This window comes from Pseudomonas sp. 3A(2025) (genome assembly GCF_054589175.1).
Genome location: NZ_BAAILM010000048.1, coordinates 319,814 through 336,618, shown reverse-complemented (window position 1 = coordinate 336,618; position 16,805 = coordinate 319,814). Strand labels below are relative to the sequence as shown.

Genomic DNA, 16,805 nt, shown 5'->3' with positions numbered 1-16,805 from the left:
TTCGCGGCTAAAGCCGCTCCTACGACGTTCACCTATTCCGTAGGAGCGGCTTCAGCCGCGAAGGCCATAAACACACTGGCCTATGTGATCTACACCTCCGGCTCCACCGGCCAACCCAAAGGCGTCATGGTCGAACACCAGACGCTTTCGAATCTGGTCGACTGGCACTGCCAAACCTTCAATCTCGGTGCAGGCCAACACACCTCAAGCCTCGCCGGCTTCGGCTTCGATGCCATGGCTTGGGAAATCTGGCCTGCCCTGTGTAGCGGCGCCACCCTGCACTTGGCGCCGATTCAGGACGGTATCGAAGATATCGATGCGCTGTTGACCTGGTGGCGCGCCCAGCCGCTGGACGTCAGCTTCTTGCCGACCCCGATTGCCGAATACGCCTTCAACCACGACACGCCACACCCAACCCTGCGCACCCTGTTGATCGGCGGCGACCGCCTGCGTCAATTCCCGCACAACCAGCGCTTCGATGTGGTCAACAACTACGGCCCCACCGAAACCACGGTGGTCGCCACCTCAGGCCTTGTAAAAGCAGGCCAGGCGCTGCACATCGGCCAGCCCATGGCCAATGCCAGGGCTTATGTGCTCGACGAACAGCAGCAGCCAGTCCCGATTGGCGTCGCGGGCGAGCTGTATATCGGCGGTGCCGGCGTCGCGCGCGGCTACCTGAATCGCCCGGACCTGACTGCCGAGCGGTTCCTCAAAGACCCGTTCAGCCCACAGCCCAACGCCCGGATGTACAAAACCGGCGATCTGGTGCGCTGGCTACCCGACGGCACTATCGACTATCTGGGGCGCAACGACGATCAGGTCAAGATCCGTGGCGTGCGTATCGAGCCGGGCGAGATCGAAAGCCGTGTGGTGCAGTTCAGCGGCATCAATGAAGCGGTGCTGCTGGCCCGTGAAGACGAGCCGGGGCAGGTGCGGCTGGTCGCGTATTTCACCGAACGCCAACCGGTGAACGTGGCTGCGCTGCGCACCTGGCTGTCGACGCAGTTGCCAGACTACATGCTGCCCAGCGCGTTCGTGGCGCTCGACTGCTGGCCGCTGACGGCCAACGGTAAGCTCGACCGCCGCGCCTTGCCCAGGCCGGAACGTACCGCCTTGGTCAGAGGTGACTGGCAGGCCCCCGAAGGCGAGCTGGAAATTGCCCTGGCGCAGATCTGGGGCGAGTTGCTGGACGTCGAGCAGGTGGGCCGTCATGACCACTTTTTCGAGCTGGGCGGGCATTCGTTGCTGGCCATGCGCCTGGCGTCGCAGGTGCGTCAGCGGCTGGGCGTGGAGCTGAGCCTGAGCGAGCTGTTCGCTCAGGCGCAGTTGTCGGCGGTGGCCGTATCCCTGAGCCGCGCCGGGCACAGCAGCCTGCCGGCTATTGTGCCGGCCGCTCGCGACAGCGCCTTGCCGCTGTCGTTTGCCCAGCAGCGGCTGTGGTTTCTGGCGCAGATGCACGGTGCCAATGCGGCTTACAACATTCCGGTACGCCTGAGCCTGCGTGGCCGCCTGGATGAAAGCGCGCTGCAACGTGCCTTACAGCGCATCGTCGCGCGGCATGACAGCCTGCGCAGCCGCTTTGTCGAGGTCGATGACCAGCCGCAGGTGCTGATTGCGCCGGCCGACTCAAGCGCCTTGTTGAGCGTGCTCGACCTGCGTGGCCAGGCCAGCCAGCAGCTTGACCAGCGCATCGCCGCCGAAGCGGCCCGACCGTTCGATTTGCAGCACGACCCGCTGTTGCGCGGCCAACTGTTGCGGCTGGAGGATGAGCGGCATGTGTTGCTGCTGACCTTGCACCACATCATCAGCGACGGCTGGTCGATGGGCGTGCTGACCCGCGAGTTGCGGGCGCTGTATCAGGCGTTCACTGAGGGCGGCGCCGACCCGCTGCCGCCACTGGCTTTGCAGTATGGCGACTACGCGGTGTGGCAGCGGCGCTGGTTGAGTAATGAGGTCTTGCAGCAACAGAGCGATTACTGGCGTCAGGCGTTGAACGGCGCCCCGGCGCAATTGCTGCTGCCCACCGACCGCCCGCGCCCGGCGCAGCAGGATTATCGCGGTGCCAGTGTCGAGGTGCATCTATCGCCGGCGGTGAGCGCCGGCCTCAAGGCCCTGGCCCAGCGTCAGGGCGTGACCCTGTACATGATCGTGGTCGGCGCCTGGGCGCAGTTGCTGGCGCGCTTGTCCGGGCAGGGCGATGTGGTGATCGGCTCGCCGGTGGCCAACCGTGGCCGCGCCGAGATCGAAGGCCTGATCGGCTTGTTCGTCAACACCGTGGCGTTGCGCATCGACGCCAGCGATGCCCCGGACACCCGCACGTTGCTGGCGCGGGTCAAGCAGCGAGTGCTGGACGCCCAGGCCCATCAGGACTTGCCGTTCGAGCAAGTGGTGGACATTCTGCGGCCCGAGCGTAGCCTTTCCCACAGCCCGGTCTTTCAAACCCTGCTGAGCTGGGACAGCGGGCTGGAGGCCGCGGCCAGCTTGGGTGGCCTGAGCCTGGAAGGCATTGCCCAAGGCAGTCAGGTGGCCAAATTCGACCTGTCGCTGAACCTGGGCGAAACCGCTGGCGGCATTCGCGGCAATCTGGAATACGCCAGCGCCCTGTTCGATGCCGCGACGGTGCAGCGTTATGCCAGGTATTTCGAGCGGGTCTTGCAGGCGATGCTTGGCGATGAGCATACGGCGCTGGAACAGGCTGTGATCGTGTCGGATCAGGAGCGGCAGCAGTTGCTCGAAGACTTCAACGACACCGCTGTGCCATATGACCTTGAGCAGACCTTGCACGGATTGTTCGAGGCGCAGGTGCTGCGCACGCCCGAGGCCATTGCGGTGCAGGCGGGGGAGTTGCGCCTGAGCTATGCCGAGCTGGACGCGCGGGCCAACGGGTTGGCGCATGAACTGATCGAACGCGGCGTGCAGGCGGATGACCGTGTGGCGATCTGCGTCGAGCGCGGCCTGGAGATGGTGATCGGGCTGTTGGGGATCCTTAAAGCCGGCGGCGCGTATGTGCCGCTGGACCCGGCGTACCCGCAGGAGCGGCTGGCGCACATGCTCGAAGACAGCGCGCCGGTGGTGGTGCTGGTGCATGAAGCGACGCGGGAGGTGTTGCCGGTCGTGGATGTGCCCTTTATTCAACTGGGCGCGGCTTTTGTGGGAGGGAGCTCTGCTCGCGATGAGGCCAGCAAAAGCAACACACTGGCCTACGTCATCTACACCTCCGGCTCCACCGGCAAGCCCAAAGGCGTGATGAACGAACACGCCGCCGTGGTCAATCGCTTGCTGTGGATGCAGGACGCCTACGGCCTGACCGCCGACGATTCTGTGTTGCAAAAGACCCCGTTCAGCTTCGATGTCTCGGTCTGGGAGTTCTTCTGGCCGCTGATCACCGGCGCCCGGCTGGTCATGGCCAAACCCGAAGGACACAAGGACCCGGCTTACCTGAAACAGGTGATCGCCCAGGAAAACATCACCACCCTGCATTTCGTGCCGTCGATGCTCGATGTATTTCTGGCCCATGACGACAACATTGCAAGCCCGTCGTTGAAGCGTGTCATTTGCAGCGGTGAGGCCTTGCCCGGCAGTCTGGTAAGGCGCTTCAAGGCGCAATTGCCGGACAGCGAACTGCACAATCTTTATGGCCCGACCGAAGCGGCGGTGGACGTCACCGCCTGGCACTGTGTTGATCCTGCCCCGGACAACACCCCGATTGGCAAACCCATCGCCAATACGCGCATGTACATCCTCGACGCCCAGCAACAACCGGTACCGCTGGGCGTGGTCGGCGAGCTGTATATCGGTGGCGTGCAGGTCGCCCGTGGTTACCTCAATCGCCCGGAACTGAACGCCGAGCGCTTCCTCGATAACCCGTTCAGCCAGGGCAGGCTGTACCGCACCGGCGACGTAGCGCGCTACCTGCCGGATGGCAATATCGAATACCTGGGCCGCAACGACGATCAGGTCAAGATCCGTGGCCTGCGTATCGAGCTGGGCGAGATTCAGGCACGCCTGACCGAGCGGTCTGAAATTCGCGAAGCCGTGGTGGTTGCTCATGATCAGCGTCTGATCGCCTATTACACCGCCGCCGAGCGTCTGGACATCGACGTGCTGCGTGCCCATCTGCTGCAAAGCCTGCCGGAGTTCATGGTCCCGGCGACCTTTGTCCATCTGCACGCCTTGCCCCTGAGCCCCAACGGCAAGCTGGACCGCAAGGCCTTGCCGGCACCGGATGCGCAGTCGATCAAGACCCGCGAATACGAAGCGCCCCAAGGCGAGCTGGAAATCACCCTGGCGCGGCTGTGGGCCGAGTTGCTGGGGGTGGAGCGGGTCGGGCGCCAGGATCACTTTTTCGAACTGGGCGGCCACTCGTTAATGGCCGTGACCCTGATCGCCCGTTTGCGCCGCCTCGGTCTGGCCGCCGATGTGCGCGTGCTGTTCGGCCAGCCGAGTCTGGCGGCGCTGGCGGCGGCGTTGACCCGCAGCGACGCGGTCGAGGTGCCTGCCAATCGCATTACCGCCGACTGCTCGCGTATCACCCCGGCGCTGTTGCCGCTGGTGGATCTGGCGCAGGAAAGCATCGACCGTATCGTCGACAGCGTGTCCGGCGGGGTGGCCAATGTGCAGGATATTTATCCATTGGCGCCGTTGCAGGCCGGGATTCTGTATCACCACCTGGCGGCCGCGCAGGGCGATCCTTATGTGTTGCAGGCGCAATTCGTGTTTGCCGATGCCCAGCGCCTGAATGTTTTTGCTCAAGCGCTGCAAGCGGTAATCGATCGCCACGATATCCTGCGCAGTTCGCTGTTCTGGGACGGGCTGGCGGAGCCGGTGCAGGTGGTCTGGCGTCAGGCTTCGCTGGTCAGCGAGGCGCTGGCGCTGGACCCGGCAGGTGGCGATGCGCTGGGTCAGTTGCGCCAGCGCTACGACAGCGGCCAGTACCGCATGCCGCTCAACCAGCCGCCATTGCTGCGCCTGGTGCACGCGGTCGAACCCGGCAGCCAGCGCGTGGTGGCCTTGCTGCTGTTTCACCATCTGGTCATGGACCATATCGCCCTGGAGGTGCTGCGCGACGAGTTGCAAGTTCTGCTGCAAGGCCGGGCTGACCGTTTGCCGACGCCGGTTGCGTACCGTCATTACGTGGCGTTGAGCCGCTCGACACTGGGCGTCGAGGAGCACGAAGCGTTTTTCCGCGAGTTGCTGGGCGATGTCGAAGAGCCGACCTTGCCGTTTGGCCTGCAATCGGTAGTAGACGGGCCGACGGCGCAAGCACGGTTGCGTCTGGACGATGCCGTGAGCCTGAGCGTCCGGGCCACGGCGCGGGATTTGGGCGTCAGTGCCGCCAGCCTGATGCACCTGGCCTGGGCCAGGGCGCTGGGGCAGTTGTCGGGGCGTGACGATGTGCTGTTCGGCACCGTGCTGCTGGGCCGTTTGCAAGGCGGCGAAGGCGCCGAACGCGCGCTGGGTGTCTTTATCAATACCTTGCCGTTGCGCATTGCGCTCGGCGAGCAGACCGTCGAGGCTGCCGCGCTGGCCACCCATGAACGCCTGACCCGGCTGCTGCGTCATGAGCACGCGCCACTGGCGCTGGCCCAGCGTTGTAGCGGCCTGGCAGCCGGTACGCCGCTGTTCAGTGCCTTGCTCAATTACCGGCACAGTGCCGCGCCAGCCGATGTCGAGCCTCACGTCTGGCAGGGCATCGAGGTGCTGGCTGCCGAAGAACGCACCAACTACCCGCTGACCCTGAGCATCGACGATCTGGGTGAAGGCTTCAGCCTGACCGCCCTGACCGCACCGGGCATCGATGCTGCGCAGGTCTGCGCGCACATGCGCCAGGCACTGGAGCAGTTGCTCAGTGCCCTGACGCAGGCACCGCACACCGCGATGGCCGAACTGTCGAGCCTGCCGGACGCCGAGCGTCAGCGTTTGCTGGTGGATTTCAATGCCAGCCAGCGCGATTACCCGCGTGAGCTGACCGCGATTCAGGTGTTCGAACAGCAAGCCGCGCAACATCCTGAAGCCCTGGCCGTGCTACACGGCGAACAACGCCTGAGCTACCGCGACCTCAATGCCCAGGCCAATCGGCTGGCCCATTACCTGACTGAACAAGGTGTCATACCCGGCGATCATGTGGCGATCCTGCTGCCGCGTTCGGCGCAACTGATTGTCAGCCAGTTGGCCATCGGCAAATGTGCGGCGGTCTATGTGCCGCTGGACATTCAGGCGCCGCCCGAGCGGCAGGCGTTCATCGTTCAGGACAGCCAGGCGGTGGCGCTGCTGACCCACAGCAGCGAGCGCGTCGAGTACCCGGTGCGGCGCATCGACCTGGACCGCCTGGATATTTCAAACCAGTCAGTCCATAACCCGGGCCTGGCGCAAGACGCTCAATCGCTGGCCTACATCATGTACACCTCCGGCTCCACCGGTACGCCCAAGGGCGTGCTGGTGCCGCACCGTGGCATCAACCGGCTGGTGCTCAACAGCAACTACGCCGACTTCAACGCCCAGGACCGCGTGGCATTTGCCTCCAACCCGGCGTTCGATGCCAGCACCATGGATGTCTGGGGCGCCTTGCTCAATGGCGCAACCATCGTGGTCATCGACCCGGCCACGCTGCTCGACCCGCCGGCCTTCGCCCGTCTGCTTGACGAGGCGCGGGTCAGCATCCTGTTTGTCACCACCGCGCTGTTCAACCAGTACGTGCAGTTGATTCCCGAGGCGCTGGCCGGCCTGCGCATTTTGCTGTGTGGCGGCGAGCGCGCGGAACCGGCGGCGTTTCGCCGGTTGCTGGCGCAAGCGCCTGACTTACGTCTGGTGCATTGCTACGGCCCGACCGAAACCACCACCTATGCCACCACCTTCGAGGTGCGGGCGCTGGATGAGCAGGCGCACAGCGTGCCGATCGGGGCACCGATCGCCAATACCCGGGTGTATGTGCTCGACGCCCGCCAGCAGCCGGTACCGCTGGGCGTGCCCGGTGAGCTGTATATCGGCGGCGACGGCGTGGCGCGCGGTTACCTGAACCGGCCGGAATTGACGGCGGCGGCCTTCCTGCACGACCCGTTCAGCGCAGACGAAGGCGCCTTGATGTACCGCACCGGCGATCAGGTGCGCTGGCTGGCGGACGGCAACCTGGAGTACCTGGGGCGCAATGACGATCAGATCAAGATTCGCGGGTTCCGTATCGAGTTGGGCGAGATCGAAGCACGTCTTGCCGGTTGTCCCGGTGTGCAGGACGTCATCGTGCTGGCGCGGGAAATCGAGCCGGGTGCCGTGCGTTTGATCGCCTGGTATACCGTCGCAGTCGATCAACCGGCGCCGGACACCACCACGCTGCGCGCCTGGCTGCAAGCCCGCTTGCCGGAGTACATGGTGCCGTCGGCCTGGGTGCAACTGCAGCGCTTGCCGCTGACCAACAATGGCAAGGTCGACCGCAAGGCCTTGCCGCAGCCGCAACCGCAAGCCTTCGTCAGTCGCGTCTATGAAGCGCCGCAAGGCGAACTGGAGCAGCGTCTGGCGGAACTGTGGCGCGAGGTGTTGCAGGTCGAACAGGTCGGGCGGCATGACAGCTTTTTCGAACTGGGCGGGCATTCATTGCTGGCGGTCAGGCTGGTCAACCAACTGCAGCAAGCGGGACGGAGTATCAGCCTGGCCGAGCTGTTTCAGCATGCCAGCGTCGAGTCGCTGGCGGCGTTGATCGGCCAGCGCAGCGCGGTGCCCGAAAGCGATCAGGCGCTGATCACCGTGCGCGCCGAAGGGCGTGGTACGCCGCTGTTCCTGGTCCATGAGTTCAGTGGTCTGGAGCTGTACTTCCCGGCGCTGGGCCGGCATATCGATGGTGATTTTCCGATCTACGGCCTGCCGGGCGTGGCGCTGGGGCAGCCGCAGTTGCAGACCATGGAATGCCTGGCTGCGCGGCTGGTGGCGGTGATTCGCGGGGTGCAAGCGCATGGGCCTTACCGGCTGGCCGGCTGGTCGTTTGGCGGGGTGCTGGCGTATGAAGTCGCCCTGCAATTGCTGGGTCTGGACGAGCCGGTGGCCTTTCTCGGTTTGCTCGACACTTATGTGCCGCGCCTGACCGACCAGGGCAAGGCGCGCTGGTCCGGCAGCGATGCGCTGCACCGGCAATTGCTGCTGCATTGCACGATGTACTGGGGCAGTCAGGGTGAGGCAGGGCAAAAGCCCCTGGCACGCTTGCAGGCGCTGGAGCAGCAACTGGGGCAGTTGTCGTTCGATGACCTGCTGGAGCAATGCCGTACCCAACAGTTGCTGTACCCGGATCTGGCGGCGGCCAGCGCCGAAGGCCTGCGGCATTTCATGCAACGCGAAGTCGCGCACGGCCATGCGCTGGCGCATTACCGTATCGAACCGATCAGCGTGCCGGTGCATCTGTTCTGTGCGCAATTGCGACCCACCGAGCTGTCGCGGCGCAGCCAGACGCTGGGTTGGGAGACCGCGCTGGCGGCGGATCAACTGCGCAGCATCGAGGTACCTGGCGATCACCAGAGCATGATGCAGGCGCCGCAGGTGCAGGCACTGGGGCTGGCCATCGCGCAGGCAATGAGCGAAGCAGATAAACAACCCATTGATCAGCCGGTGTATCAGCCGCTGGTGACCATTCAGAGCGGGCAGGCCGATCATCAGCCGGTGTTCTGTGTGCCGGGGGCGGGCGACAGTATCACCAGCTTCATCGGTTTGACAGATGCGCTGGGGCCGCAATGGCCGGTCTATGGCCTGCAACCGCGTGGTCTGGACGGCGCATCGGTGCCGCACAGCCGGGTCGAGGCTGCCGCACAGTTTTATGTGCAGGTCATCGAACAGGTGTATCCGCACGGGCCGGTGAACCTGATCGGCCATTCGTTCGGCGGCTGGGTGGCGTATGCCATGGCTGCCGAGTTGCAGGCGCGTGGGCGCACGGTGGCGTCACTGACCCTGATCGACAGCGAAGCGCCCGGCGGGCAAGGCATCGCGGGGCGACCGTACACCACCACGGCGGCCTTGCAGCGGTTGATCGAGGCACTGCAACTGGCCTCGAACAAAACCCTGGGCATTGACCCGCAGGCGTTCAGCGAGGCTGACGACGACACGCAACTGCGCCTGCTGCATGAAGGGCTGGTGCGCGCGGGTGTGTTGTCGCGGCACTCGGCGGCGAGCGCCATGCACGGCCCTGCGCGGACCTACGCCACGGCGCTGCGCACGCTGTATCGACCGCAGCAACGCTATACCGGCCCTGTACGCCTGGTGCTGGTCGACGACCCGGTGCTGGACACCGCCGGCAATCAGCGTGAACAGGCGGCGATGCTGGCCGGCTGGCAACGTGAGGCCGCGCAATTGTCGGTGTGGTACGGGCCGGGCAACCATTTCACGATTCTCAAGACGCCCAACGTCTACAGCCTCGCCGCCTGGTGGCACGACGGTGTAGAGCACGCGGATCGTCACCCGGCCGGTCATACGGATTTTCAACGGTAAGGGATTTATGCAAAAGTCGACATTTCGCAAGACCGCTCTGGGCGCAGCGCTGGTGGCGCTGGCCGGGTTGGGGTTTTACACCGTGCAGGCGCCGGCCGATGCGCCGCGCTACCTGTTTGCTACCGTAGAACGCGGGGACATCGAAAACGCCGTGCTGGCCTCCGGCACGCTGGAGGGCATCAAGCAGGTCGATGTCGGCGCCCAGGTCTCGGGCCAGCTCAAGTCGCTGAAGATCAAGCTTGGCGACAAGGTCAGCAAGGGCCAGTGGCTGGCGGAAATCGACCCGCTGGTGTTGCAGAACACCTTGCGCCAGGCCGAGGTCGAGGAAGAAAACCTCCAGGCCCAGTTGCGCGCCACTCAGGCGCAACTCAAGCAGGCACAGCGCATTTATGAGCGCTACAAACGCCTGGGCGAGGGCGAGTCGATTTCGCGTCAGGACCTGGAAAGCGCCGAGTCCGACTTCGAGGTGCAGCAGGCCAACCTGCTGTCGCTCAAGGCGCAGATCAAGAACGCCCGCATCCAGATCGACACGGCCAAGGTCAACCTGGGCTATACGCGGATCATCGCGCCCATCGACGGCGATGTGGTCGGCATCGTCACCCAGGAAGGCCAGACCGTGATCGCCCAGCAACTGGCGCCGGTACTGCTCAAACTTGCCGATCTAGACACCATGACCGTCAAGGCGCAGGTCTCCGAAGCCGATGTGATTCACATCAATCCCGGCCAGCAGGTGTACTTCACCATTTTGGGCGAAGACAAACGCTATTACGCGACCCTGCGCGGCATTGAGCCGGCACCGCAGGACTTTCAAAAGGCCAGCAGCGATAACCCGAAACAGAACGTCGCGGTGTTTTACAACGCGCTGTTCGATGTGCCCAATCCTGGCCATCGCCTGCGCATTGCCATGACCGCACAGGTGCATATCGTGCTCGACACCGCCAAGGCCGCGCTCAATGTGCCGGTCGCCGCGCTGGGCGCGCGCAACAGCGACGGCACTTACGCCATCCGCGTGCTGGACGGCAAGGGCGCCGCCCAGGTGCGCAGCGTGCAGACCGGCATCAACAATAACGTCAGGGTCGAGATCACCTCGGGGCTGGCCGAAGGCGATCGTGTGGTGATCGGCGATCCGCTCAACGGAGCCAAGGACGCATGAACAGCGCAGACGACAGGCAGCCATTGCTGCGGCAGCCGTTGCTGCAACTGACCGGCATCACCCGCAGTTTCATGGCCGGCGACCGGGAATTCATGGCCCTCAAGGGCATTGACCTGAGCATCGAGGCCGGCGAAATGGTCGCGATCATCGGCGCGTCCGGCTCGGGTAAGTCGACGCTGATGAACGTGCTGGGCTGCCTGGACCAGCCCAGCGCCGGCAGTTACCGCATCAATGGCCAGGAAACCCGCGACCTCGATAATCAGGCGCTGGCCGAGCGGCGCCGCGATTACTTCGGTTTTATCTTCCAGCGCTATCACCTGTTGCCGCACCTGAGTGCCATGCACAACGTCGAGATGCCGGCGATCTATGCCGGCACCCCGGAAACCGAGCGCCATGGCCGCGCCCGGCGCTTGCTCGACCGCCTGGGGCTGTCCGGGCATCTGCATCACCGGCCCAGCCAGTTGTCCGGCGGCCAGCAACAGCGGGTGAGTATTGCCCGCGCGCTGGTCAACGGCGGCGAGGTGATTCTGGCGGACGAGCCCACCGGCGCACTGGACACGGTCAGCGGCAAGGAAGTGATGACCATTTTGCAAGAGCTGCATGCCGCCGGGCACACGGTGATTCTGGTCACCCACGACCCCAAGGTGGCCGCCAATGCCGAACGCATCATCGAGGTCAGTGACGGCCTGATCATCAGCGACCGGCGCAACCAGCCGCCCGATCCGCTGCTGGCCGAACAGGCCGCGCCCCCGGTGCAAAGCGGCGCTTCACGGCGCATGGTCGCCAGCTTCGGCCTGTTCAAGGAAGCCTTCAGGATGGCCTGGGTGGCGCTGATTTCGCACCGCATGCGCACCTTGCTGACCATGCTCGGCATTGTCATCGGCATCACCTCGGTGGTGTCGATCTCGGCCATCGGCGAGGGCGCCAAGCGCTATGTGCTCAAGGACATTCAGGCCATCGGCAGCAACACCATCGATGTCTACCCCGGCGCCAGTTTCGGTGACAGCCGCGCCTCGGCCATCGAGACCCTGTTGCCCTCCGATGTGCTGGCGCTCAACCAGCTATATTACGTCGACAGCGCCACCCCGGTGGTCAACCGCAACCTGTTGCTGCGCTACCGCAATATCGACCTGGACGCTCAGGTCAACGGCGTCAGCGAGCGCTATTTTCAGGTGCGCGGTATCAAGATGGAGGCGGGCATTCACTTCAGCGAAAGCGATGCGCGGCGCCAGGCGCAAGTCGTGGTCATCGACCACAACGCGCGCAAGCGCCTGTTTGGTGACCACGTCGACCCGCTGGGCCAGGTGATCCTGATCGAAAACCTGCCCTGCACGGTGATCGGCGTCACCGCCGACAACAAGAACATGTTCGCCGCCAGCAAGGCGCTGAATGTCTGGGTGCCATATGAAACCGCCGCCGGGCGCCTGCTGGGCCAGCGTCATCTGGACAGCATCAGCGTGCGCATTCGCGACGGCCAGCCGAGCGACCTGGTCGAAGCGAAGGTCACCCAGTTGCTGCAACAGCGCCACGGCACCAAGGACTTTTTCACCAATAACCTCGACAGCATCATGCAGACCGTCGACCGCACCAGCCGCTCGCTGGCGCTGCTGCTGTCGCTGATCGCGGTGATCGCGTTGCTGGTCGGCGGCATCGGGGTGATGAATATCATGCTGGTGTCGGTCACCGAGCGCACCCGTGAAATCGGTATCCGCATGGCCGTCGGCGCCCGCCAGTCAGACATTCGCCAGCAGTTTCTGGTCGAAGCGGTGATGGTCTGCCTGCTGGGCGGCGCCATTGGTATCTCGCTGTCGTACGCCATCGGGCATTTGTTTACCGTGTTCGTCAAAGAGTGGGAGATGGTCTTTTCGGCGGGGGCGATCATTACGGCGGTGGCGTGTTCGACCTTGATCGGGATTGTGTTTGGTTTTGTGCCGGCGCGTAATGCGGCGCGGCTGGACCCGATCGATGCGCTGGCGCGGGATTAGCAGCTGTTCTGCCGATCATTACTGCCACCACAGCAAAGTGATCTAAGCTCCAGCCAGGGTCACTGGAGGATCGTCATTTGGCCATCAGATCGAACACGGCAGGTATTGCCGGCGAGCCACCAGAGCCCGCCGCGCAAGATATCCTGTTGCAGGCGTGTGCGACGGGCAATCGTCTGGCATTCGAAGCGCTTTACCGGGCCACCTCATCCAGGCTGTTCGGCATCTGTCTGCATTACCTGGGCAACCGCGCCGAAGCCGAAGAAGTGCTGCAAGAGGTCTACACCACGGCCTGGCTCAAGGCGTCCGGTTTCGATCCGCAACGGGCCAGCGCCATGACCTGGCTGGCGACCATCGCCCGTCACAAAGCCATCGACCAGCGCCGGTCGCGGCGTAATCATGAACCCCTGGAGTGGCTGGCCGAATGGCCGGCCCAAGACACCGTGGTGGACAGCTTCGAGCGTGAACGCCAGGGCAGCCAGATCGATCGCTGCCTGGCGACGCTCGCCGAGGACCAGCAGCGCTATATCCGCGTGGCCTTTTTTGAAGGTTATTCGTATGCCGAACTGGCCGAGAGCGCCAGCATTCCGCTGGGCACCATGAAAAGCTGGATACGCCGCGCCCTGCTGCGGCTGCGGGGGTGCCTGGGCCTATGAACGACACTGAACTGCCACCGGGCAACGATCCCGACCTGTTGATCGCCGAATATGTGCTGGGCGTGCTGTCTAGCGAAGAAAGAGCGCAGGTCGAGGCCCTGGCCGCCCGTGACCCGCGCTATCAGGCTCAGATTGCCGCCTGGCAGCAGCACTTCAGCCACTGGCTTGAACAGATTCCGCCCGTCAGCCCACCCGCGCAGGCCTGGCAGGGCATCGAACGACGCCTGTTTCCGGCACCGACCGCAGCGGCAACGCCAGCCAGCCATTGGTGGAATGACCTGCGGCTGTGGCGCTGGACCACGGCAACCCTGGCCGCCGGACTGTTGGTGGCAGTGTTCACCCTCCAGCAGCCGATAGCACCGCCCGTTCCGACCCTGCTCGCCCGTCTGGAACAAGGCGACGGCAATGCCCTGTTCGCCGCGACCGTGTACAGCGATGGCCGCAGCGTATTGTTCGTGCCCAACCGCGCCGCCGACTGGCAGGGCAAGAGCGCTCAGGCCTGGCTGATCGGTGCCGACGGCATGCCGCATTCACTGGGCCTGCTGCCTGACAACACGGCCGTGACGCTGACATTACCGCCCGGGCTTGCCGGCACACTGGCCCGTGACGCCGTGCTGGCCGTGTCCCTTGAGCCGGTCAACGGCTCGCCGACCGGGCTGCCGACCGGACCGGTCATCGCCCAGGGAAAAATAATTTCGTTGTAGTGCATCCGTTTTCGCCTCCGCTTCGTATATGTCTCACCTTCATCCGAAGGGCCGAAGAATCAAGGAGACGCATCATGATTACGTTTGCCCAACGCATCGCCGCAACCTGCTTCGCCGCCCTGTGCCTGACTGCATCGCCCAGCTTTGCGGCCGACACCGTGATGGTCGGCGGTGCCGCCATGTACCCGACCAAGACCATTGTCGAAAACGCCGCCAACTCCAAGGACCACACCACTCTGGTGGCAGCGGTCAAGGCGGCGGGGCTGGTCGACACCCTCAACGGTAAAGGCCCGTTCACCGTCTTCGCCCCGACCAACGACGCCTTCGCCAAACTGCCGGCCGGCACCGTCGACACCCTGGTGAAACCCGAAAACAAAGCCATCCTGACCAAAATCCTCACCTACCACGTCGTGGCCGGCACCCATACCGCCAAGCAACTGATGGCCGACGCCAAGATGCACGGCGGCAAAGCCATGCTGACCACCGTCGAGGGTGAACAACTGACCGTGATGGCCAACGACGGCAAACTCTGGCTGATGGACGCCAAAGGCGGCAAGGCCGGGGTCAGCATTGCCGATGTCATGCAGTCCAATGGCGTTATCCATGTGATCGATACCGTGTTGATGCCCAAGTAAGCGCTCGGCACAGGCGGGCATGTGAAGCATGCCCGCTGTGGGGCGGCTCTCAGCAATTCATCGCCGTTCTGCAATCACTTCTAAACCAACCTGACCCAACGCGAGCCTGGTTGTCCACTCGAATAGCGTGTGAGAAATTCCGTTGATAGTCATTTATCAAGGAAGACCATGGAAGTACGATCAACGAAGACAGAAGACTGGCCGGTGCAAACGATGGTCTGGGTCGCAAACTGAGGCATGACGTGCATACTTTCGCCCGCCAATCAGGATCAGGAGATACACCATGCCGTGGGGGCCGATACTTGATGAACCCCGTATTCGCGCTTCATTTGCAGCACTCGAGCATCACCAAAAAACCGTGGTGATTGCGGCTTGTCTTTACCGCCAGCTAAGGCTGATCGAAGCGTTTGATCGCTGTTACGCCCAGCAGGCTTCGCAAATGTTCATCCGCGCACTCGACGCTGCGTTGGCTAACGACCGCGATGCGCGGCAGCGTGTCAGTGAAGAGGTCAGCCATTGCATACCGGATACCGAGGTGTATTCAGAGCAGGAAGGCTCGTATGCACAAAATCTGCTGATTGCACTGAGCTATTTTTTAGACTTCGTGCACAGCAAGGATGCGGGCGCGCTGGATAACAGCACCCGCATGCTGCTTGAGAACATTGATTTGATTAATTACGAGGCGGATGAGCAGTACGATGAGGACAGCGTGTTTGCTCATGAAGTGAGTGTTTTTCTGCGTTTGATCGATGCTGTTCAGCGCTTGTCCATTGAGCGTTGTCGTGATGTTCAGGGCGTTGCACAGCTTGCGCAGCCGCACAGGGTTTAAACCGTTGAGAGGCAGCTCTGCTGGCGATTGAGCGCGAAGCGCTCACAGAAATTTCTGAAACGCTGACATTTTACGACTGCTAGTGCAGCCGATCGCGAGCAGAGCTCCCTCCTACATCTAATGTTTGCTGCGCGACAGCGCGGCGCCGTGGCGGCGGGTGATCTCCTACGAGCGCGGGGATTCAGATAAAAACTTTGTGTTTGACGAGGAGGAGCACGCCGCTTGCCCGGCCAGCACCGCCATCACCGCAGCCATGACCAATATCGCCGCACTGGACTCAAACGTCGCCCGATAACCATCCAGGTCATAAAGCACTCCGCCCAACGTCGCGCCCGAGGCTATTGCCAACTGAATAATCGCGACCATCAGCCCGCCGCCAGCTTCGGCGTCGTCGGGCAGGGTTCTGGCCAGCCAGGTCCACCAGCCGACCGGCGCGGCCGTGGCCACCAGACCCCATACACCCAGCAGCACGGTGGTGATCGTCACCGAGCCGCCGAAGGCGATCAGCGCCAGGGCCATCGCGGCCATCAGCAACGGGATGATCGCCAGGGTGCGAAACAGTCCGTTTTTCAGAAAGGCTTCGATGACGAAGGTGCCGATCAGACCCGACACGCCCAGTACCAGCAGGATCAGCGACAGTGTCGAGACCTCGACCTGGGGCACGCTTTCCAGAAACGGACGCAGGTAGGTAAACAGCATGAACTGGCCCATGAAGAACAGGCTGGCCGCGAACAGGCCGAGGGCGACCGGGACTTTGCTCAGCAACCTGAACGGGTTGCCTCGGGGTTTGTCGTTCTGCGGCGCGAGCGAAGGCATGCGCAGCCATAGCCAGATAAGGGCCAGCGCTGCGACCGGCACGATGCACAGGAACGCGCCGCGCCAGCCGATGATAGAGCCGAGAAAACTGCCCAGCGGTGCGGCGATGACTGTGGCCAGGGCGTTGCCGCCATTGACGACCGCCAAAGCGCGTGGCACCTGTGCCTCGGGCACCAGCTGCATGGCGGTGGCAGCCGACAGCGACCAGAAACCGCCAATGGCCACACCGATCAAGGCGCGGCCCAGCATGAACGTCGGGTAGTCGGAGGCGAACGCCACCACGCTGCCGGAGACGATCATCAGCAAGGTCAGGGACAGCAGCAAGCGCTTGCGTTCGACACGTGCGGCGACGGCGGGGATCAGCAGGCTGGTGATCAGCGCGAACACGCCGGAGACGGAAATGCCCTGGCCGGCCTGGCCTTCGCTGATGTACAGGTCTTGCGCAATCGGCGTCAGCAGGCTGACCGGCATGAACTCCGAGGCCACCAGGGCAAAGGCCGCCAACGACATGGCAAGTACCGCACCCCAGGCGGGCTGGGGTGTAGAGGGGTGATGGGTCATTAAAAGT

Annotated in this window: 8 protein-coding genes; 7 read left to right on the top strand and 1 reads right to left on the bottom strand. The window is 63.7% G+C overall.

Annotation, left to right across the window (positions count from 1 at the left end):
* From ACYP2A_RS19355 to ACYP2A_RS19325, 7 genes are all read left to right on the top strand, one after another.
* Positions 1 to 9,462, top strand: a 9,462-nt coding sequence (locus tag ACYP2A_RS19355; RefSeq protein ID WP_459747344.1) for an amino acid adenylation domain-containing protein, incomplete at its 5' end; no start/stop codon positions are given.
* Between the two features lie 7 nt (positions 9,463 to 9,469).
* The gene (gene macA / locus ACYP2A_RS19350; protein ID WP_459747342.1) at positions 9,470 to 10,615 is read left to right on the top strand and encodes a macrolide transporter subunit MacA; all 1,146 of its coding nucleotides are present in this window, start codon (positions 9,470 to 9,472) and stop codon (positions 10,613 to 10,615) included.
* A 26-nt stretch (positions 10,616 to 10,641) separates the two neighbouring features.
* Positions 10,642 to 12,600 carry a MacB family efflux pump subunit gene (locus ACYP2A_RS19345; RefSeq protein WP_459747370.1) on the top strand — a complete coding sequence of 653 codons (1,959 nt, stop codon included), beginning with the start codon at positions 10,642 to 10,644 and terminating at the stop codon, positions 12,598 to 12,600.
* A gap of 77 nt (positions 12,601 to 12,677) precedes the next feature.
* On the top strand, positions 12,678 to 13,253 hold the full coding sequence (locus ACYP2A_RS19340) for a sigma-70 family RNA polymerase sigma factor (RefSeq protein WP_459747341.1): 576 nt from the start codon (positions 12,678 to 12,680) through the stop codon (positions 13,251 to 13,253).
* Positions 13,250 to 13,957 (top strand): anti-sigma factor, encoded by a 708-nt coding sequence (locus ACYP2A_RS19335; RefSeq protein WP_459747340.1) that lies wholly within the window; start codon positions 13,250 to 13,252, stop codon positions 13,955 to 13,957. Before ACYP2A_RS19340 ends, ACYP2A_RS19335 begins: the two co-directional genes overlap by 4 nt.
* A 74-nt stretch (positions 13,958 to 14,031) precedes the next feature.
* Positions 14,032 to 14,592 carry a fasciclin domain-containing protein gene (locus ACYP2A_RS19330; RefSeq protein WP_459747338.1) on the top strand — a complete coding sequence of 187 codons (561 nt, stop codon included), beginning with the start codon at positions 14,032 to 14,034 and terminating at the stop codon, positions 14,590 to 14,592.
* 283 nt (positions 14,593 to 14,875) lie between these two features.
* Positions 14,876 to 15,421, top strand: coding sequence for a hypothetical protein (locus ACYP2A_RS19325; RefSeq protein ID WP_459747337.1), 546 nt, complete (start codon positions 14,876 to 14,878; stop codon positions 15,419 to 15,421).
* Between the two features lie 165 nt (positions 15,422 to 15,586).
* Here ACYP2A_RS19325 and ACYP2A_RS19320 read toward each other — a convergent pair whose 3' ends face one another.
* Positions 15,587 to 16,798, bottom strand: a complete 1,212-nt coding sequence (locus tag ACYP2A_RS19320; RefSeq protein WP_459747335.1) for an MFS transporter — start codon at positions 16,796 to 16,798, stop codon at positions 15,587 to 15,589.
* Between the last annotated feature and the right edge of the window lie 7 nt (positions 16,799 to 16,805).